The organism is Pseudonocardia sp. DSM 110487 (genome assembly GCF_019468565.1).
Classification (GTDB): domain Bacteria; phylum Actinomycetota; class Actinomycetes; order Mycobacteriales; family Pseudonocardiaceae; genus Pseudonocardia.
The window spans coordinates 7,613,559-7,633,502 of record NZ_CP080521.1 but is presented as its reverse complement, the minus strand read 5'-3'; the positions used below and the strand labels follow the sequence as shown (position 1 = coordinate 7,633,502).

General features: G+C 68.5%; 18 protein-coding genes and 1 pseudogene. 12 read left to right on the top strand and 7 right to left on the bottom strand.

Going from position 1 to position 19,944, the window contains the following annotated elements; genetic code table 11:
* Positions 1-236 precede the first annotated feature (236 nt).
* The 8 genes from K1T35_RS35685 to K1T35_RS49385 all read left to right on the top strand — a co-directional run bounded on the left by K1T35_RS35685 (position 237) and on the right by K1T35_RS49385 (position 10,177).
* Entirely contained in the window at positions 237-827 is a 591-nt protein-coding gene (locus K1T35_RS35685) for a tetratricopeptide repeat protein (RefSeq protein WP_220256137.1), read from the top strand.
* Between the two features lie 150 nt (positions 828-977).
* Positions 978-2,534 (top strand): amino acid permease, encoded by a 1,557-nt coding sequence (locus K1T35_RS35680; protein ID WP_220256136.1) that lies wholly within the window; start codon positions 978-980, stop codon positions 2,532-2,534.
* Between the two features lie 107 nt (positions 2,535-2,641).
* A complete protein-coding gene (locus K1T35_RS35675; RefSeq protein ID WP_220256135.1) occupies positions 2,642-4,060 on the top strand; it encodes a glutamine synthetase family protein in 1,419 nt (472 codons plus the stop codon).
* Between the two features lie 133 nt (positions 4,061-4,193).
* Entirely contained in the window at positions 4,194-6,962 is a 2,769-nt protein-coding gene (locus K1T35_RS35670; RefSeq protein WP_220256134.1) for an APC family permease, read from the top strand.
* A gap of 269 nt (positions 6,963-7,231) precedes the next feature.
* Complete coding sequence (locus K1T35_RS35665) at positions 7,232-7,870, top strand: helix-turn-helix domain-containing protein (protein ID WP_220256133.1); 639 nt, start codon at positions 7,232-7,234, stop codon at positions 7,868-7,870.
* A gap of 266 nt (positions 7,871-8,136) precedes the next feature.
* The gene (locus tag K1T35_RS35660; protein WP_220256132.1) at positions 8,137-9,354 is read left to right on the top strand and encodes a cytochrome P450; all 1,218 of its coding nucleotides are present in this window, start codon (positions 8,137-8,139) and stop codon (positions 9,352-9,354) included.
* On the top strand, positions 9,351-10,052 hold the full coding sequence (locus K1T35_RS35655; protein ID WP_220256131.1) for an ABC transporter substrate-binding protein: 702 nt from the start codon (positions 9,351-9,353) through the stop codon (positions 10,050-10,052). Before K1T35_RS35660 ends, K1T35_RS35655 begins: the two co-directional genes overlap by 4 nt.
* On the top strand, positions 10,049-10,177 hold the full coding sequence (locus K1T35_RS49385; protein WP_255621086.1) for a hypothetical protein: 129 nt from the start codon (positions 10,049-10,051) through the stop codon (positions 10,175-10,177). Before K1T35_RS35655 ends, K1T35_RS49385 begins: the two co-directional genes overlap by 4 nt.
* Positions 10,178-10,311: 134 nt before the next feature.
* Here K1T35_RS49385 and K1T35_RS35650 read toward each other — a convergent pair whose 3' ends face one another.
* Both K1T35_RS35650 and K1T35_RS35645 read right to left on the bottom strand, forming a co-directional pair.
* Entirely contained in the window at positions 10,312-11,634 is a 1,323-nt protein-coding gene (locus K1T35_RS35650; protein WP_255622714.1) for an MFS transporter, read from the bottom strand.
* Between the two features lie 95 nt (positions 11,635-11,729).
* On the bottom strand, positions 11,730-12,455 hold the full coding sequence (locus K1T35_RS35645; protein WP_220256129.1) for a hypothetical protein: 726 nt from the start codon (positions 12,453-12,455) through the stop codon (positions 11,730-11,732).
* 176 nt (positions 12,456-12,631) lie between these two features.
* On the opposite strand from K1T35_RS35645, the gene K1T35_RS35640 reads away from it, so the two are divergent.
* The 3 genes from K1T35_RS35640 (at position 12,632) to K1T35_RS35630 (ending at position 14,871) form a co-directional block, all read left to right on the top strand.
* On the top strand, positions 12,632-14,062 hold the full coding sequence (locus tag K1T35_RS35640; RefSeq protein WP_255621085.1) for an MFS transporter: 1,431 nt from the start codon (positions 12,632-12,634) through the stop codon (positions 14,060-14,062).
* A gap of 83 nt (positions 14,063-14,145) precedes the next feature.
* On the top strand, positions 14,146-14,295 hold the full coding sequence (locus K1T35_RS35635) for a hypothetical protein (RefSeq protein WP_220256127.1): 150 nt from the start codon (positions 14,146-14,148) through the stop codon (positions 14,293-14,295).
* A gap of 36 nt (positions 14,296-14,331) precedes the next feature.
* Positions 14,332-14,871: a carboxymuconolactone decarboxylase family protein gene (locus tag K1T35_RS35630; protein ID WP_220256126.1), complete on the top strand. Its 540-nt coding sequence runs from the start codon at positions 14,332-14,334 to the stop codon at positions 14,869-14,871.
* Between the two features lie 80 nt (positions 14,872-14,951).
* Here the strand turns inward: K1T35_RS35630 and K1T35_RS35625 are convergent, their stop codons facing one another.
* The 5 genes and pseudogenes from K1T35_RS35625 to K1T35_RS49380 form a co-directional block, all read right to left on the bottom strand.
* Positions 14,952-15,212: a hypothetical protein gene (locus K1T35_RS35625; protein ID WP_220256125.1), complete on the bottom strand. Its 261-nt coding sequence runs from the start codon at positions 15,210-15,212 to the stop codon at positions 14,952-14,954.
* Between the two features lie 108 nt (positions 15,213-15,320).
* Complete coding sequence (locus tag K1T35_RS35620) at positions 15,321-15,704, bottom strand: hypothetical protein (protein WP_220256124.1); 384 nt, start codon at positions 15,702-15,704, stop codon at positions 15,321-15,323.
* A gap of 215 nt (positions 15,705-15,919) precedes the next feature.
* Positions 15,920-16,933, bottom strand: coding sequence for a hybrid-cluster NAD(P)-dependent oxidoreductase (locus K1T35_RS35615; protein WP_220256123.1), 1,014 nt, complete (start codon positions 16,931-16,933; stop codon positions 15,920-15,922).
* Positions 16,930-18,087 carry an aromatic ring-hydroxylating dioxygenase subunit alpha gene (locus K1T35_RS35610; protein ID WP_255621084.1) on the bottom strand — a complete coding sequence of 386 codons (1,158 nt, stop codon included), beginning with the start codon at positions 18,085-18,087 and terminating at the stop codon, positions 16,930-16,932. Before K1T35_RS35610 ends, K1T35_RS35615 begins: the two co-directional genes overlap by 4 nt.
* 249 nt (positions 18,088-18,336) lie before the next feature.
* A pseudogene (locus K1T35_RS49380) lies at positions 18,337-18,462 on the bottom strand (IS5/IS1182 family transposase); the annotation flags it as partial.
* A 139-nt stretch (positions 18,463-18,601) separates the two neighbouring features.
* On the opposite strand from K1T35_RS49380, the gene K1T35_RS35605 reads away from it, so the two are divergent.
* Positions 18,602-19,186, top strand: coding sequence for a dihydrofolate reductase family protein (locus K1T35_RS35605; RefSeq protein WP_220256121.1), 585 nt, complete (start codon positions 18,602-18,604; stop codon positions 19,184-19,186).
* Positions 19,187-19,944 lie beyond the last annotated feature (758 nt).

Sequence of the window (19,944 nt, the reverse complement as noted above, 5' to 3'; positions counted from 1 at the left end):
CCCTTCGTAACGGGGAGGACCCATTCGAGGGCAGGCGATGCACCCGTACGCAGGCACACTGTCGATCCTCGACTACTCAGAGTTGACCGTGTGCTAGCGTCGCGCTCCTCAATGGACGGCTGGTTTCGCTCGACGTGCGCATGTCGACTGAGGGGGTTGACGGCCGGATGCGGTCGAGAGATCACGATCAGCCGAGGCCCTACCGTCAGACACACGGCGCACCCCAGCTGCCCCCAGTGGCGCTGCCGATGGTGTGGGAGGCCGCAGCGATCAATATGACCGCTGCCGAGATGTTCGAAGCGGGCCGCTACGACGAGTCCGTTCCGCTACTCGAGCAGGCCCTGGGCGTCTGCCGCTCCGCGCTCGGTCCCGATCATCCCGGCACCATGACGGTGGCGGGCAACCTCGCTGTCGCCTGCTTCGCCGCGGGGCACCGGCGCAAGGGCCTGAAACTCATCCTCAACAACGTTTCGGATCGGGTTCGAGTGCTCGGTGACGACCATCCGGACACCCTCATCGCGCGCAGTGCGCTAGCCGCGGCTCACCGGCTGACCGGTGATGCCGACACTGCGATCGCGCTGGCCAAGCAGGTCGTCGTGCAGCGCTCCCGCACGCTCGGCTCCACCCACAGCGACACGCTCAGTGCACGGATGAACCTGGCGCTTGCACTTGCCGCCGCCGGCGACGTCGCCTCCGCTCACCGGATGCTCGCGGCGACGGTGGACGACGCCGAGGCGACCCTCGGCGCCAGGCATTCCCACACCATGGCCCTCCTCGACGTCGGGGTGGCGCACGGGTTGCTCCAGGAGGACACCTACGGCCCCTGATCTCTGATCTCGGCCGCTCCTCTCGGCCGCTGCCGCCCGCCCCACGGTGCGGCTGTTCTCGTGAGCTCGAAGAACGTCTCGCAGGATGTGCCGGCCCTCGAACTTCTGCGCAGGGCCGCAATGGTCGATCACCAGGTACGAGGAGTCAACATGCCGCCCAAGCATCGCCACCCGGTACAGCAGTCGGACGAAGTTCTCCTGCACTATCTCGGGTATCGGCAGGTGCTGCATCGAAAGATGGGCACGTTCTCCAACTTCGCCATCTCGTTCTCCATCATCTCGGTGGTCGCCGCCGGCTGCGTGACCACGTACTACCAGGCGTTGAACAATGGAGGTCCGGTCGCGATCGTGTGGGGCTGGGTGCTGGTCAGCGTCTTCACGACCCTGGTCGCGATGGCGATGGCCGAGATCGCCTCGTCGATGCCGACGGCCGGTGCGCTGTACTTCTGGGCCTCCAGGCTCGGCGGTCCGGCATGGGGATGGTTCACCGGCTGGTTCAACCTGGTCGGTCAGATCTCGGTCACCGCCGGGATCGACTACGGCGGCGGGGTGGTCACCACCGCCCTGCTCAACCTGCTGTTCCCCGATCTGATCGACACCGAGTCGTCCACGATCTTCATCGTCTTCACCGTGATCGTTGTGCTGCACGTCCTGCTGAACCTGCTCAACATCAACATCCTGAGCCTGCTCAACTCGCTCGCCGCGTTGTGGGGCATGGTCGGCGTGGGCCTCATCGTGCTGGTGCTGGCAATCGTGCCCCGCCACCAATCGGTCGCGTTCGTATTCACCGAGACGCTGAACAACTCCGGCTTCTCCGGAGACGGAATCGGGTTCTGGTACGTCTTCGGTCTCGGACTTCTCATGTCGGCCTGGACCATCACCGGGTACGACGCCTCGGCCCACCTGAGCGAGGAGACTCAGAACGCGTCTCGATCCGTGGCCACGGGAATGGTGTCGGCCGTCGTCGTTTCCGGGATCTTCGGGTTCTTCCTGCTGCTCGCGATCACCTTCGCCATTCCCGATGTCCAGGGCACGCTCGATGCGGGTGTGGATGCGATCCCTTACATCTTCACCACAGCGCTCAACGAGCAGTGGACCGCGTTCCTGCTGTTCATCGTCCTGGTCGGGCAGTTCTTCTGCGGCACGTCGTCGCTCCAGGCGGCGTCCCGGATGATGTTCGCGTTCTCCCGCGACGGCGCGATTCCCGGCTCCCGGCTCTGGCGCAAGGTCTCGCCCAGCCGAGCCCCGATCAACGCGGTGATCGCCGTGGGGGTCCTGTCGTGGTTGATCATGGTGCCGAGCCTGTTCATCGCGGTGGCGTACGTGGTGGCCACCTCGATCGCGGTCATCGGCCTCAGCATCGCCTTCGGCCTGCCGATCTTCCTGCGTATCCGCGCGGGTGCCTCGTTCGAGCCCGGCGCCTGGAGCCTCGGCAAGCACTATCGGTGGATTTCCCCGCTGGCGGTCGCCTGGATCGTGCTGATCTGCGTCCTGTTCCTCCTGCCGGTCTCGCCCCAGGGCGTTCCCGGGGCCGAGGACTTCGACTGGGAGCTCGTCAACTACGCCCCGTTGACCGTGGGCGGAGCACTGATCCTCTTCGGTGGCTGGTACCTGCTGTCCGCCCGGCATTGGTTCACCGGCCCGGTCCGCGAGACCGGCAGCGACCTCTCCCTCGCCGAGATCGAACATGAGCTGCGCGTGCACTGAGCGAAGTCGATCGTAGCGTCCGCCACGTTTCCCGCTTCCACCAAGTTTGCTCCCCCCGAACGGGGTGGGCCCGCACCACATCAGCCAACGCAAGCAGGGGGGTTCTGATGGTAACCGATCTCGAGCAGTTCCTGGCACAGGACGGACGCGCGGACGAGATCGCTCGCGTCCGTCGTCTGATCGACGAATCCGACGTCACATACATCTACTACCAGTTCGTCTCGGTGACGGGCCGGATCGTGGGTAAGGGTGCTCCGGCGGCGCACTGGGAGCGGTTCGCGAACAATGGCTTCCAGCTCGTTTACGGGGCAACCGCGAACTTGTTCACCGACCGGCACGGGGACTACATCGGTTACGGTCCGGAGTCCCGCGAGCTCGTCGGGTTGCCGGATGTGGAGACCTTCTGCGTGCTGCCATGGGACCGCAAGACGGCGCGGGTGTTCTGCACGCTGTTCCGCGGCAAGGAGGAGGAAGAGGACCCGGGCGCGTTCTTGAGTTCGGACTGCCGGGGCAACCTGAAGCGGATCCATGCCGAGTTCGAGGCCGAGACCGGGTTGCACCTGCGGGCCGGTACCGAGCCGGAGATGATGTGGCTCAAGCAGAATCCGGACGGTAGTCCGTCGGTCGAGGGCATGACCAAGCCGTACTGCTACCACATCGACCAGTTCTCCGAGCTGCAGCCGCTGATCCATCGGGTGATGGAGTACGGCACGGCGATGGGGCTGGACATGATCCAGGGCGATCACGAGGACGCGCCGGGCCAGTTGGAGCTCAACTGGCAGTTCGACCGGGCCGAGTACACCGCCGACCGGCTCACCACCTACCGGCAGATCTGCAAGCAGGTCGGCCGCGAGTTCGGGGCGTTCCCGTGCTTCATGCCCAAGCCGTTCATGGGCGTGTCGGCCAACGGCTGCCACCACAACATCTCGCTGTGGCAGGGCGATGACGGCAGTGCCGACGGTGCCGAGAACGTGTTCCTGCCCGACGGGGACAGCCCGCGGATGCCGAGCAAGCTGGGGTTGGCAGCGATCGGGGGCGTGCTGGAGCACCTCAACGGGCTCACCTGCCTCACCGCGCCGACGGTCAACTCCTACCGGCGGTTCTGGGACACCGGATTCTGGGCGCCGCTCTACGCGGACTGGGGCTTCCAGAACCGCACGACGGCGCTGCGTGTCAGCTCGCCGGACCGGTTCGAGTACCGCTCGGTGGACTCCTCGGTCAACCCGTACCTGTCCATGGCCGGGCTGATCAAGGCGATGGGCGACGGCATCCGGCGCAACCTCGACCCCGGCCCCCCGGAGGAGCGCAACATCTACGACGCGATGGCGGAGGGGAAACAGGTCCGCAAGATTCCGATGACGCTCGGCGACGCACTGGCCGCGCTCGAGGCCGACGAGGTCATCCGCAGCGCGCTGCCGGGCGACATGTACCGGGTCTTCATGCACTACAAGCGCGACGAATGGGAGCGCTACTGCGCCACCGTCAGCGATTGGGACGTCAAGGAATACCTCGACATCCTGCCCTAGGCCGATCGGCGCATAGGGCGGCTCGTCCATGGAGTTCGACGGCCGGGGGCCCTCGCAGGCTGGACCAGCCGATGTGCAGTCCTCCCGCTCCGGCATCGCCAGACGCATGAATTGCTCGACAAGGAGACCCTGAATGGCTGATACAGCCGAGCGTGTAGTTCCTCAAAAGCTCGACCGAACCACCCCGCCGGACGATCCTGGGCTCCAGCGATCGATCAGCTGGACCGGAGCGTTCTGGATCGCGAGCGGCGTACCTGCCCTGGTCCTGACCTCGATCGGCACGATCGCGGCGACCGTGGGAACCCCGTCGGTGCTGGTGTGGACGGTGTCGGTGGCGTTCGGACTGATCCAGAGCGCCGTCTTCGCCGAGATCGCCGGCATGTACCCGCACAAGTCGGGCGGGGCATCGGTCTACGGGGCGATGGCCTGGGCGCCGTACTCGAAGTTCATCGCCCCCATCTCGGTGTGGTGCAACTGGCTGGCCTGGTCGCCGGTGCTCGCGATCGGCTCGGGGCTCGGGGCCGGCTACCTGATCACCGCACTGTTCCCGGCCGACTCCGTGATCAACACCTGGTCGCTGAGTCTGGTCGACCTCGGCGCGTTGAAGGAAGGGCTCGAACTGCGGGTCAACGCGCAGTTCGTGATCGCGGCGGCCCTCCTGCTGCTCGTGTTCGTGCTCCAGCACCACGGCGTGCTGCGGACGGCCAGGGTGCAGACGATCATCGGCATCGCCGTGCTGGTGCCGCTGCTCGTCGTCGGTGTCGTCCCGGTGCTCACCGGCGACGTCGTGTCGACCAACTTCGCCCCCTTCGCACCGATCTCGGGCGCCTGGAACGGCGAGGGCTGGACCCTCTTCGCCGGCGGCTTGTTCCTGGCTGCCTGGTCGGCCTACGCGTTCGAGACCGCGGTTTGCTACACGCGGGAGTTCAAGGACCCCGGCCGCGACACGCCGCGGGCGATCTTCTCCTCGGGCTTCGTCTGCCTGGTGATCTATGTGCTGGTGCCCTTCACGTTCCTGGGCGTGCTCGGCCTGGACCGGCTGGTGGAGGACGACATCGTCGCCGGCAGCGGGGTAGCGGCGGCCATGGTGGAGATGATCGGTGGCGGCGCGGTCGTCGGCAGCCTGCTGGTCGTCATGCTGATCCTGGCTCTCCTGCTGTCCGTCATGACGACGATGGCGGGCAGTTCCCGGACGCTGTACCAGGGTTCGGTCGACGGGTGGCTGCCGCGCTACCTCGGCAAGGCCAACCAGCACGGCGCTCCGGCGCGAGCGATGTGGACCGACCTCGGCTTCAACCTCGTTCTGCTGCTGATGAGCGACTACGTGTTCGTGCTCGCCGCGTCCACGGTCTGCTACATGATCTTCAACTTCCTCAACCTGAACGCCGGCTGGCTGCACCGCAGGGACAACCCCGACGTGCCGCGGCCGTGGCGGGCGCCGACCTTCCTCATCGGGGCGGGGGCGGTCCTCGCGTTCGTGAACGCCTTGCTGCTCGGCTGGGGTGCGAACGTGTGGGGTCAGGGCGCACTGATCACCGGGCTCGTCTTCGCCGCGCTCGTCATCCCGGTCTTCGCCTACCGGCACTACGTCCAGGACAAGGGAGAGTTTCCGGAGTCGATGTACGCCGACAGCATCACCGACACGGCTGTCGTGGCGACCGCCGATGGCGCTGCTGACAAGAACGCCGCCGCGACCGCCGTCGCGGCTGTCGAGGTGACCACCGATGGCGCTGCGGACGCGGCTGCCGATGCGACCGCCGAGGGCGCTGCGGACAAGACCGCCGAGGGCGTTGCGGACAAGACCGCCGAGGGCGTTGCGGACAAGACCGCCGACGGCGCTGCGGACAAGACCGCCGACGGCGCTGCGGGCGCGGCTGATGGTGCTGCGGAAGCGACCGCTGATGGTGCTGCGGAAGCGACCGCTGATGGTGCTGCGGAAGCGACCGCTGATGGTGCTGCGGAAGCGACCGCTGATGGTGCTGCGGAAGCGACCGCTGATGGTGCTGCGGAAGCGACCGCTGATGGTGCTGCGGAAGCGACCGCTGATGGTGCTGCGGAAGCGACCGCTGATGGTGCTGCGGAAGCGACCGCTGATGGTGCTGCGGAAGCGACCGCTGATGGTGCTGCGGAAGCGACCGCTGATGGTGCTGCGGAAGCGACCGCTGATGGTGCTGCGGAAGCGACCGCTGATGGTGCTGCGGAAGCGACCGCTGATGGTGCTGCGGAAGCGACCGCTGATGGTGCTGCCGATGCGGCCGCTGATGACGCTGCGAATGACGCTGTCGAGGTGGCCGTCGACGACCCTGCCGACACGACCGCCGACACGACCGCCGACACGACCGCCGACACGACCGCCGACACGACCGCCGACGCGACCGCCGACGCCGCCGACGATGCTGCCGACGTGACCGCTGACGCGGCTGCCGATGGCGCTGCGGACACGAGTCCGAGTGCCGGTGGCGGCGCTGGTAAGACTGTTGTGGCGGCCGCCGGTGGCGCTGCTGGCACGACTGTCGAGGTGGCCGTCGACGGCCCCGTCGACACGACCGCCGACGGCGCTGCGGACACGAGTCCGAGTGCCGATGGCGCTGCCGACGTGACCGCTGACGAAGCTGCCGATGGTGCTGCTGACATGACCGCCGATGATGCTGCTGACGCGACTGCCGCCGACCCCGCCGCCCCGACCGCCGACGGCGCTTCCGACGCGAGTCCGAGTGCCGATGGTGCCGACCCGACCGCGGAGACGAGTGCTGCCAGCGCCGACGCTGTTGCTGCCAGCGTCGTCGAAACCACCACGGAGGGTGCCGTCACGTCCCAGCGTTGGCCGGTGAGCCTGCTGCCGTACCTGGTGCTGGCAGGGGGTGTCCTCATGATCATCATCGGCCAGTTGCTCGCCTCCTGAGGAGGTGGATCGTCGGGGGGGGGCGCCCGACGCACCCAGCCCGACCGGCAAGCCGGATCATCGCGGGGTTGCCTCGATCGCGGATCGAGGCGACCCCGCGATGATTTTCCCGGTTTTCGATGATCATGGACGTGGCGGTAAACCGCGTCCAGCTTCACGACACGGGCAGTGGCCCTGTTCGCGGCCTGCGTCGACTAGCGTTGGTGCCGGCGGGGCAGGCCCGCCGTCCCCGCGGGCCCGAGAGCCTGCGCAACATCGTGGAGCGAGCCGTGGCCACAGAATGGATGAGCGCGGAGGAGGCGGAGGTCGCGGGGGAGCGGCCACGTGTCGGGGTCGAGGAGTCACTCGCGACGGTGATCGCCGAGCGCGTACGGGAGATGCGGCTGCGTCACGGTTGGACCGTCGGCCGGCTCGCCGATGAGTGCGGACTGTCGAAGAGCATGCTTTCCAAGATCGAGAACGCGCAGTCGTCGCCGAGCCTCGGCACGCTCGCTCGCCTGTCGGAGGCGCTGTCGGTCCCGGTCACGGCGTTCTTCCGGGGTCTGTCGGAGGAGCAGGACGTCATCCACGTGAAGGCCGGGGGCGGTCTGGTGATCCACCACCGCAACTCCGCGCACGGCCAGCTCTACCAGTCGCTGGGGACGATGCGCGCGCCGCACGACTACCTCGAGCCGATGCTCGTGACGCTCACCGAGCGCGCCGACGCGTTCCCGCTCTACCAGCACGCCGGCGCCGAGCTCATCTTCATGATCAGCGGCAAGATGGAGTACTGCTGCGGGGCCGGGCGCTACGTGCTCGAAGCCGGCGACGCCCTGCAGTTCGTGGGCGAGGTCGCGCACGGTCCCGGCGATCTCATCTCGCTGCCGATCCAGTTCCTCGCGGTGAAGTCCCTCGGCGCCAGGGGGTGATCCAAGGCCAGGCGCCGTGTTGACTGACGATGGACAACGTCTACTGGTGTTGCGTATGGTCCACATCGAGACCCGGGTCACGTCAGGAACGATCGTTCGCGTCGGCCGGGTCGGGATCGGCGGACGGCACGTGCGCCGCCGTCCGGATCCGGAGTCGATCCAGGACCAGGAGGAACGGCCATGACCCATGTCGTGCCCCACGAGACGCTCCCGCAGGTCGACGCGGACGCCGGCCCGATTCACGCCGCGGCACAGGGGACGTCGCGATGACCACGCGCGCCGACGTGCCCTACTTCGACGTGGCGGACCCGGCGTTCTCCGTCCAGTCCGACGAGGTCAGAGCCGCCCGGCAGGTCGGCTGGTACGCGCGCACCAACTACGGGCTCGCCGTCCTGCGCTACGACGAGGTGAGCAAGCTGCTCAAAGACCGCCGCCTCGTCCAGGGGAGCGCGAAGTGGCCGGAGCGCAACGGTGTCATCGGTGGGGCGTTCGCCCACTGGTGGTCCGATTCGCTGCTCAACCTCGAGGGCGAGGACCACCACCGCATCCGCAGGCTGCTCATTCCCGCGTTCTCCCCGAAGCTGATCGAGCGGTTCGTACCGCGGTTCCAGGCGCTCGCTGACGAGCTCGTCGACGAGTTCGCGGAGGCGGGGCGGTGCGAGTTCATGACGCAGTTCGCCGAGCCCTACGCGGCGCGGGTTCTCGCGATCATGCTGGGCATCCCGGAGTCGGAGTGGCGCACCATCTCGGCCTGGTCGAACGACATCGGCCTGGCCCTCGCGGTGACGATCCGGCAGGACATCGACACGATCCACGCGGCGCTGGACGGACTGTACGGTTACGCCGGGGACCTGATCCGGGACCGGATGGCGAACCCGGGCGACGACTTCGTCTCGCGCCTCGTGCTCGCGCATCGCGACGACGACCGGCTGAGCGATGCGGAGCTGCGCAACGCGATCGTCCTGCTGATCTTCGCTGCCATGGACACGACGCGCAACCAGCTCGGGCTCGCGCTGCACACCTTCCTGCGGTACCCGGACCAGTGGGAGCTGCTCGCGGAGCGCCCCGATCTCGGACGCGCGGCGGTCGAGGAGATCATGCGGGTCAACCCGACCACGACCTGGGTCACCCGGGAGGCCGCGGTGGACTTCGAGTTCCAGGGCGTGCACATCCCGGCTGGGACGACCGTGCACCTGTTCACCGAGTCAGCCGGCACGGACCCGCTGGCCCTACCGGAGCCGGCGTTCGACATCACCGCGAAGCGGGCCCCGCACTTCGCCTTCGGTGGCGGGGTCCACCACTGCCTCGGCCACTTCGTGGCGCGCAGCGACATGAGCGTCGCGCTGCCGCTGCTGGCCCGCCGCCTGCGCCATCCGCGCCTCGACGGCGAGGTCAGAGCGCTACCCATGTCCGGCAACACCGGCTTCGTCGCGCTGCCCGTGGCCTTCGGACCCGAGAACCGAAGCCCCGAGGTGCTCTCGTGACCGGAACGCTGCGCCTGGCATGCATGGACTCGGACGCGCCGCCGCTGTTCGGCCTGGCGCGACCGGACGGCTCCCGCCACGGCTACGAGCCCGCCGCGGCCGGCCTCGTCGCCGCCGAGCTCGGTGTCTCCGTTCAGTGGGTGATCCTCCCGTGGGGGGACATGATCCCGGCGGTACAGCAGGGGAGGGCCGACGCAGTCTGGTGCGGGCAGGGGATCATCCCCGAGCGCGAGGCCCAGGTCGACTTCACGACTCCATACGCGATCTTCGACGAGGCGGTCCTCGTGCCGCGCGGCAGCGGCCGGACCGATGCCGCGTCCCTGCGCGGGCTCCGGGTCGCGGCGATCGACGCCAGCGCAAACCTGGCGTTGGCGAAGACCTTCGACGGAGCCGTACCCGTACCGTTCGACGGAGCGAGCGACGACGTCTTCGGGGACATGGTCCAGGCGCTGCGGCGCGGCGAGGTCGACGCCGTGGTGGACGACGACGTCGTGCTCGCCCCGTTCGACGACGACCCGGAACTGGAGGTCGGGTTCACCGTCGCGACCCGCAACCGCTGGGGCGTCGGGGTGGCCAAGGAGCGCCCGGATCTGCGCGACCGCATCAGCGCCGCGCTCGACGCCGTCATCGTCAACGGGCGGCTCGCAGAGGTCTGGCGCACGTGGATCCCGCGTCTGGCCTTCCCCCTCGCGCCGTGAGCGCACCGCCGCTCATCCGGGCCTGGGAGGCGCTGCAGATCGAGGCCAGGACGTCCATCGCGCTGATGGTTCTCGAACCCGATTTCGCCACCGTGGCCGAAGGCCAGCCGGAACTGGACGCATAGTTCCTGCTGCACCTGTGGCAGACACCATCGCCGGCGGCCTGCGCCGGCACGCCATGGTGGCGGACAGGATCACCCCTTCATAACGGGCAACAAGGGGCGGGCGCCCGGCTCGACGGGTGCCCGCCCCTCGGTGATCAGTGGTGGTGGGTGAGCGGAGCGGGTTGAGCTTCGAACGGCTGGGGCGGGGTGATCCGGTCCAGCCACAGGGCGGACAGCGCCAGCAGCAGCCCGATGCCGCTGATGACGCCCCCGACCCAGTTCACCGAGGCCGCGCCGAGGCCGCTGTCGATGGCGGCGCCGCCGAGCCAGATGCCCAGCGCCGAGCCGAGGGTGAACGCGGAGATGTTGGCCGCCGAGGCGATGTCCGGTGCGTCGCCCGCCTTGGTCATCACCCACATCTGCAGCGGTGCGACCACGGAGAACGCGGCGACCCCGTACAGCAGCACGCCGATGATCGCGGTGACCGGGTTGTGGATGAGCAGGCTCATCGCGAACAGCATCACTGTCAGGCCGGCGACGGTGCCGACGAGCGCCCGCCGCACGTTGCGGTCGGCGAGCCGGCCGCCGAGCTGGTTGCCGATGAACAGGCCGACACCGAACAGCAGGAACATCGGCGTGACCCACCCGTCGCCGAGTCCGGTGGCCTCGGTCAGCTGTGGCTCGAGGTAGACGTAGCTGGTGAACACCCCGCCGTAGCCGAACAGGGTCGTGACCAGTCCGATGAGGACCGACGGTCGGCGTAGCGCGCGGAGCTGGGCCTTCAGCGGTGCGGAGCCGCCGCCGCTGCCCATGTGCATCTTGGCGTGCGCGTCGAGCTCGGCCTCGTCGCCGCTGTGCCCGTGCTGGTGGTCGTGCCCGTGCTGATGTGCCTGATCGTGCTGGGGTGCGACCTCCCGGACCTTGGCCCGGCCGAGTCCCCGTGGGAGCAGGAACAGCAGCCCGACCATGGCGATTGCGCCGAACAGCACGAGCGTGCCGAAGGTCGCCCGCCAGCCCAGTGCCCGGCCGACGGCGGCGCCGATCGGGGCGCCGAGGATGGTCGCGGCGGTGGCGCCGGCGAAGACGGTCGCGATTGCGCGGCCCTTCAGCTTCGCGGACACGAGCTCGGCGGCGAAGACCGCGGCGATGCCGAAGAACGCGCCGTGCGCGAGCGCGGCGACGATCCGGCCGGTCATGATCCAGCCGTAGTCCGGGCCGAGGAGTGAGATGAGGTTGCCGAGCAGGAAGATCCCGGCGGAGGTGAGCAGCATGGTGCGGCGGGACACCGTGCCGCCGAAGGCGGCGAACAGCGGGGCGCCGATGGCGACGCCGAGTGCGTAGGCGGTTTCGAACAGCCCGACCGCGCCGATCGTGGTGTCGAGCGCGGCGGCGATGTCCTCGACGACACCGGCGACGATGAACTCGTCGGCGCCCATCGCGAAGGACGCTATTACCAGGGCCCAGACGGCCAATGGCATCTTACGCATGGGGAACAACTCCTTATAAGGAGAGAAATCGGTGGTGCACGTGGTGGGCGGGAACAGCAGCAACAGGGCATCGAGACCTCCGAGGATCAGTCGGCGACGAGGGTGAACGCCGCGGTGCGGACGGTGTCGCCGTGCTGGAAATCCAGGAACAGCCGGTAGGCGCCGGGGTCGGCGACATGGGCGTGGAAGGTGACGTCGGGGCCCGCCGCGGTGGCACCGTCGCCGGGCGAGCCGTCCGGGTGCACGTGGACGTAGGCCAGATCAGCGGCATGCACGGCCACCAGGTGGCCGTAGGCGCCGAGGTAGGGCTGCAGATCGGTCACCGGTTGCCCGGAGCGGCGTACCGAGAAGGCGAGCCGGCTCGGCCGGCCGGGCACCAATGACCCGGTCAGCTCGACCGCGTAGTCCCCGATCGCGAACCTGGTTGCCGGGGCCGGCAATTCCCGGGCCACGCCCTCGCCGTCGACGGCCAGGTCGGCGCTGATCGTGAACGACTCCTCCGATTCCGCGGGCGAGAAGTCCGCGAACACCCGGTAGTCCCCCGGTTCCAGCACCGGCAGCAACACGGTCCAGACGCCGTCGCCGTCCGCGCTTGGGTGCAGGTGCCAGTAGCCGGTGAGGTCTCGCCGCACCACGATCAGGTGCACCTGCTTCTCGTGGACCTCGGCGAACGAGACCACCGGCGCACCGTCGGACTGCAGGATGCGGAACCGGAACTCGGTCGCCACCTCCGCGCTCAGCCGGGCTGTCTCCGGCGCCAGCGCGTACGCGGTGTCGTGGTGGTTGTCGTGGGTGGTGACGGTGGTGCTCATCTGAACTCCTCGGGATTCATACCCTGTAGGGGTATCCGTGCGGAGAGAAGTTGGCACGCCGGGTCGACGGGCGCAACGTGATACATGCCATACCTGGGTATCGTATGGTGATACCCCTAGGGGGTGTAAGCATGCCTCTGTCAGATACCCCCCGGCCGTATTCAAGGGAGCTCGTTGTGACGCCTCACCCCCGTCGGTGGTGGGCCCTCGGCCTCATCGCCCTCGCACAGTTCATGGTGATCATGGATACGTCGATCATCGGGGTCGCCCTGCCGCACATGCAGGCGGACCTCGGGTTCTCCCAGGCCGACCTGTCCTGGGTGTTCAACGCCTACGTCGTCGCCTTCGGCGGGCTGCTGCTGCTCGGCGGACGCCTGTCGGACCTGTTCGGGGCGCGGCGCGTCTTCGCGACCGGGTGGGCGATCCTGCTGGCAGGCTCGGTGCTCGCCGCCGTCGCCACGACGGCATGGGTCGAGCTGGCCGGCCGGGCCGTGCAGGGTGTGGGCGCCGCGCTCATCGCCCCGGCCGCTCTGACCCTCCTCATGATCCTCTTCGGTGGATCCCCGCGCGAGCTCACGACCGCCCTCGCGCTCTATGGCGCCGCGGCCCCGGCAGGTGGCACCGCTGGTGTGTTCCTCGGCGGTGTGATCACGGAGTGGCTGTCGTGGCCGTTCATCTTCTGGCTCTACGTGCCGATCGCGGCCGCGACGCTTGCGCTGGTCCCGGTGCTGCTCCCGGCCGCGCCGCCGACCGCCGGTCGAGTCGACCTGGCCGGCGCGCTGACCGTGACCGCCGGTCTGGGACTCGGGGTGTTCGGCGTGGTGCGCGCGCCCGAGGTGGGATGGTCGTCGGGTTCGACGATCGGCGTGCTGGCCGCGGCGGTCGTGCTGCTAGCGGCGTTCCTGCTGATCCAGGCTCGCAGCGGCGCGCCGCTGGTGCGGCTGGGCATCTTCCGGACCCCGGACCTGGGCGCCGCGAATCTGGCGCAGCTGCTGCTGGGTGCGGCGTGGATCCCGATGTGGTTCTTCCTGAACCTGTATCTGCAGCAGGTGCTCGGCTTCGGGGCGTTCGCATCCGGCGCCGCGCTGCTGCCGATGACGATCGCGATCATGGCGTTGATGGTCGGGATCGTTCCGCGGCTGGTCGGCCGGTTCGGGCCGAAGTCGCTGACGGTGGCTGGGCTGCTCGTGCTCGCCGCCGGCCTCGCCTGGTTGGCGGCCGTCGATCCCGCCGGGTCGTTCACCGCCGACGTGCTCGGCCCGTCGCTGGTCGCCGCGGCCGGGATGGCACTGGCGTTCATCCCGTCACTGGGAACCGCCATCTCGTCGGCTCGGCCCGAGGAGGGTGGCCTGGCCTCCGGCATCGTGAACACCGGCTATCAGATCGGCTCCGCGCTCGGCCTGGCCGCGATGACCGCCCTTGCGGCGGCCACCGGTGCCGGCCGCGTCGGCGACGTCGAGGCGCTCACCACCGGCTTCTCGACCGCGTTCCTCGGCGCCGCGGGCATCGCCGCCGCGGGCGGGCTGCTCGCCGCGATCACGCTGCGCGGCCGGGGCCAGCGGCGCGTCGCGGCGGCGGGCCCGGCAACCGAGCGAGCGGCCCGATAGCCCGCTCCGACGCCAGCACCCGTCCGATCTCGGGGCGGCACCGCACCGCGGTGCGGTGCCGCCCCTCCACCTCAGGAGAGCCAATGCCTCCGATCCGCACCCACGGCGCCGCGCTGTTGCGCTCACCGACCACACACCGCATCGTGCGCTGCCTGCTGGGCTGCGCGCTCGCCGCGATCGCCGCCCGACCGGCCGACCGCACCACGAGGCCGGCACAAAACACCTGCCGCTGAACCGACCACCCGAGCGACAGCCGAAAGGAACCTCGGATGCCCCGCCTCCGCGCTCTCGACCCCGAGCAGGCACCGTCCGGCGCACGCGCGCTGCTCGCCGACATCATCGACCGTCACGGCGACGCCGGGCCGATGGTCCGCACCATGGCGCACTCACCCGCCCTGCTCCAGGGCTACCTCCAGCTCTCCCGCGCCATGAAGCGCTCGTCCGTGCCGCGGCCGCTGAGCGAGAAGATCTCCCTCGCCGTCCAGGAATGGATCGGATGCGCACTCTGCCTGGCCGCGCACACCGCAGCAGGGCGCGCAGCAGGCCTGACCGACACCGACATCGAGCTCGCCCGCCAGGCGACCGCGACGGACGCCCGCGAAGCCGCACTGCTCACCCACGCCGTGCGCGTCCTCACCGAGCCCGCCTCGATCACCGACGCCGATATCGCCGACCTGCGCCGGCACGGCTGGAGCGACCGCGCCATCGCCGATGTCGTCGGGCTCGTCGCCCTGAACCAGCTCACCGGCTCGTTCAACCTCGTGGCCGGCCTCGAACCCGCGCAGGAAGCCGCCACCAGCTCCTCGTGAATCTGCTCGGCCTGCAGGCGCATGAGCCAGCGACCGGACGGGTCGCAGCTGAACGTTGCCTCCACTGACGCGCTGCAACGTCACAGCGTCAGTTCTGCATCGGGTTCGCGGGCCGTTGCCTCATCTCCGATGCTGTCGGCGCTGGGCGCCGCACGTTGCTCCGGGAGTCGGGGCACGGTTCCGCGCCGCTGGGGAAGGTCGTCATTGACGGGGTAGGGGTATGAACCCGCGGCGAGCGCGACGGCAATCGCCGCGACTTTGCGTGCTTGCTCGGGGCTGAGGCCCCACGACAGCGCGAGATCTTCGATACTTCCGGGACTGCGGTCGTCTGTACCGGGCATGCTGATCGGTCCTCTGGACGTGCGACGTGGACGAGACGAGGGGTCTCGCCGGAACCGGGCAGCGCCGTACCGACGGCAGGCGAAGCGCGGCTCTCGGCGGCTTCGTCTCTATGTGCGCAGCACGCAAAGGGCGTGTTGCGCTGGGCCGGACAGACCAGGTCCGTCGGCGACGCGCGGCGACGACGCGTTGGTAGCCGGGTTCGTCACGCTGCCGAACCCGGCCGGCTTCGCGATCGTGGTGAGAGCTGGAGCCTGGGGATGTGCTGCTGTGGATCGCTCGCTGTGGCACGAGTGCTCGCCGTCGCCGTCCGTCTCGCTGTCCAGAGCTGGCACGTGGCCGCTCTCCGAGACGCTGATCGACGCGGGTGTGCGCGAGTGCGCGGCCTCGTGCTCGGAACCGCCGGCCTGGAGCAGGCCGAGGTGACACAGCGCCGAGACGAGGACGGCGGCGCCGACGACGACGAGGCCGATACTGGACCTGGCCGACCGCATCAACCTCGCGAGGACCGACGACCGCGTCATCGGAGCCTGGAGCGCGAGGGGACGAGCGGCACGAAGACGACAGTACCGGCGGCTGTCCCGATCGGCCCTGGCCGGACTCGGCGCCAGGTTGGGTGTTCGCACCGCATCCTCGATGCGTCCCAGCGTCCACACCGCGGGCTGAGTTCGTGCTGGTCGTGCTCTCCGGCCTGACCGCTGGGCCATCCTCAGGCGTCGATGACGACGTCTTCCAACGGGGTCGAGCAGCAGAGCAAGATCTTGTTCTGGGCGATTTCGCGGGGACGGATCCCTCCGTTGTGGCGCATGTTGACCGTGCCGGCCACCAAGGTGGTCTTGCAGGTGCCGCACATGCCCTGGGCGCACGAGGCGGGGAGGGTGATCCCCTCCTGGGCGGCAGCCGTGAGAATCGCGGTTTCGGAGTCGCACGCGATCGTGCGCCCGCTGCGGGTGAGCTCGACCTTGAAGGAGCCGCCGCCGTTGCTGTTGGCAGGGGCGGGAGCTGGGACGGTGAAGAGCTCCTCGTGGTAGCGGGCCATGTCGAAGCCCGCGGCGGGGAGCATGAGCCGCACCGCCTCCACGTAGCCAGGAGGCCCGCACGCGAAGATCTCACGCTCGAGGAGGTCGGGTGCGATCTGGCGGAGCATCGCGAGGTCCAGCCGGCCTCGGTACCCGCCCCAGGATTCGACCGGCCCGTTCTCTTCGCAGACGTGGACCACCCGGATGTGCGGGACGGTGGCGGCGATCAGGTCCAGCTCGCGGCGGAAGATGATGTCGTCGGGCGTGCGGGCACTGTGCACGAACAGCACATCGGCCGGATCTGCCAGGTCGTAGAGCGTTCTGGTCATCGACATCGACGGCGTCACGCCGCTGCCGCCGGACAGGAACAGGTACTTCGGTGCTGGATGACGGGCCACGGAGAACTGCCCCTGTGGTCCGCTCGCCCGCAGTGTTCCGCCGGGGGTGAGGTGGTCGTGCAACCAGTTCGACACCAGCCCGCCTGGCACCCGCTTCACCGTGATCGCGATCCGTCGGGGGCGGGTGGGCGGGGAGGAGATGGTGTAGCACCGCGTCACCGGAATGCCGTCGGGCTCGGTGGTCACGGTGAGGTACTGGCCGGCGTCGAACCGGAGCTGCTCGGAACCGGCGACCTCGAACACGAACGTCCTGACGTCGGCCGTGATGGTGTGGACCTGCTTGCAGGTGAGGAGCATTTCGGTCATCGCCACAGGTGCTCGCGCAACCGCATGGTGTACCAGTTGCAGAACGCCTCGACCTGGAGCTCGGTCGGGCTGTACGGGCCCGGCACGTAGGCCGGACTGCCGACCCCCAACTGTGCGCGCGCGACCAGGGTCGCGTCCTGGTCGTTGGTGGCGGTCCACACCTTGGTCAGGGTGCCCAGGTCGTAGTCGACGCCTTCGACGGCGTCCTGGTGGACGAGCCATGTGGTCCGCACCAGCGTCCTGTCCGGCGCGATCGGAATCGCCGAGAAGCAGATCGCGTGGTCGGCCAGCACGTGGAACCACGAATTGGGCTGCAGGTGCAGGGTCAGGCGACCCAAGCGTGCCGTGGGGAAGTCTGCGAGCAGGCGCTTGCAGGCCGCCGTCCCGTCCGCCGTGAAGGATTCCCCGGCGAGGTCGAGTGGCTCACGCTGGATGCGGAAGCCGGTCGGGCGGGTGTCGAGCTCCTCGATCGCGGCGTAGGGGAGGCCCAGCTCCTCGTAGGTCGTGCGGGCCTCTGCGTCGGCGTGCAGGTAGCGCTCGTACGCCGGTCGCAGCACGGGCGGGAGGTCGGATTCGGAGTAGCCGTAGATGGGGAACAGGGAGCACTGGAGCTCCGGGTGGCCGCTGCAGTGGTAGCACTCCCGGTTGTTCTCCATGGCGAGTTTCCAGTTGCCGTTCTCGACGAGGTCGACCTGGGCGGCCACCTTCGCCTGCTGCAGGCGGTGCGGCGCCAGGTAGGGCTCGATGCGCGCGGCGACGTCGGCGAAATCGGCGGGCGGCTCGTCGGCGAGGCAGATGAAGATGAGACCGGCAAGCGTGCGAGCGTGCACCGATTTCAGCGAGAAGCACGACGGATCGAAGCCGGGTGCCTGGGATTCGGCATACCGCAGCTCTCCGTCGACGCCGTAGGTCCATTTGTGGTATCCGCAGACGATGTTGCCCACCGAACCGCGCTCGTCGTTCAGGATACGCGCACCGCGGTGCCTGCAGACGTTGTGGAAGGCCCGTACGTCACCGTCGTCATCTCGGACAATGATGATCGAGTACGTCCCGATGGCAACCGTGACGTAGTCGCCGGGCTCGGGAAGCTCCGCGTCCGTGGCGGCGAAGAGCCAGTGCTGCGCGAATATCGCGGCCACGTCGAGGTCGAACACGTTCTTGCTGGTGTAGAAGGGGGCTTCGAGGCTCTCGCCCGTTCTGCGGCGGGCGACGAGGTCGGCGGTTTCGGGCGCGCTCCGTCGCCCTGGCCGAACAGATCGGCTGACGCGAGCGCGCGCCGGAACCTCGTGGCCACCGAGCACGACCGACCCGGCCGCACACCATGATTAACGATCTTGGAATGGCTGTGACCGCTGTGGTCGGGTCCGGGGCCGGCCGGGTCCGTTGCGGCCGACGCTGATCTGGTCGAGCAGTGGTAGCAGGTGCGGGTTGTCACCGGCTTGCGCGGCTGTGAGGATGATCGACATTCGTACGCCGCGTCCGTCGACCGCGAGATGGATCTTGCTGGTCAACCCGCCCCAGGAGCGTCCAGGGCTTCCCCTGTCGACGGCGAGGCGGCCTCGAACATGAATTACAACACGATCTAGCCGCGATCCAGCCCGGACCTGTCGGATATTGCCTACCTGCTCCGTCCCCGATCTACATCCACCGGCTGAAGAAGGACACCCGATGCGCACGCTTGTGGTCTGCTCCATCGTCTCCCTCGACGGCTTCTCCGCCGGGCCCGGCGGAGACCTGACCGCGCTCCCGTTTGACGAGGGCTTCAACGCGTATGGGCTCGAACGGCTCCGCGCCGCGGATACCGAGCTCACCGGCCGCACGTCGTACGAGATGTTCCGCGGCCACTGGCCCGGCAAGGCCGACGATCCGAGCGCCGACGAGCTCGAGCGCGAGATCTCCCGCGAACACAACGCGGCCCGCCAGGTCGTCATCTCCGACTCGCTCATGATCGGCGAGGAGGAGCCCTGGTCCGCGACGACCACAGTGGTCCCGCGGGCCAAGGCCCACACGACGGTACGGGAGATGCTCGCCGCGGAGGGCATGGAGATTCTGGTATTCGGCAGCAGGACCGTCTGGAATGATCTGCTCACCGCGGGCCTCGTCAGCGAGTTGCACCTGCTCGTCGGGCCGAAGTTGCTCGGCGACGGCGTCCCGGTGTTCTCCGGCCCCCCGACGCCGCTGCGGCTGCTCGAGACACGTCGGCTTGATGGGTCGTCGCTGGTGTTGCACCGCTACGGCGCGCGGACCATATGACCAGTCGGCCAGTGGGCGCGACAGATTTGGCGAGACGCGCTCGGCCACGCTGGACGGCCTCACGCCGCGGCTCGTGTGCTGAGAAGCGGTCACAACTGACGGACAAGCGATCATCGATCGCTAGGGAGAGCCCAGCCAGGCCGAGCCGAGCGAGCGTTCGCAGTTGCAAACGAGTTTCTCCAATCATCACACACGCGGCAGCCAGCCTGTGATCATGCCGAGGGTTCGGTGCGATCCGGAGGTGCTGTAGTGGGCGTGTCCAGTACGAGTAGATTCTGGCGCACAACCGGGTGTGCCACGGTGGTAGCAGCCGTTATAGGCGCGGGAGCCACTCTGCTCGCCCAGCAGATCTCCTCCACAGAGGCGCCAGCGTCATCGACGCCCTTCACCGCAGTGATGACCGAGCCTGCCCAGGACCCATCGCAGCCCAGTCCTCCCGCTGAGACCGGTAGCTCGGAGGTGCTCTGGAGTAATCATTTCAATATGGGCAACTATGTTAATTTTGACGTCATTCCACCACGGAATAGCGGTGGAAACCTGCATCAGGACGTCACGGGCACCTATCATGTGTACGATAATGCGGCACTCTGGGAGTCGCGGACGCCGCCGTCGAAGCGGCAATGTGTTGACCGGATATCTACCCATGCACTGAAGTCGATACCGGCAGACGTGGGGACTCAGTTCTGTTACCGGACGCGAGGTGACAGGATTGTATTCATCAAAGTTCTCGAGATTGAGCCAGGAGATGGGTTTCTCAC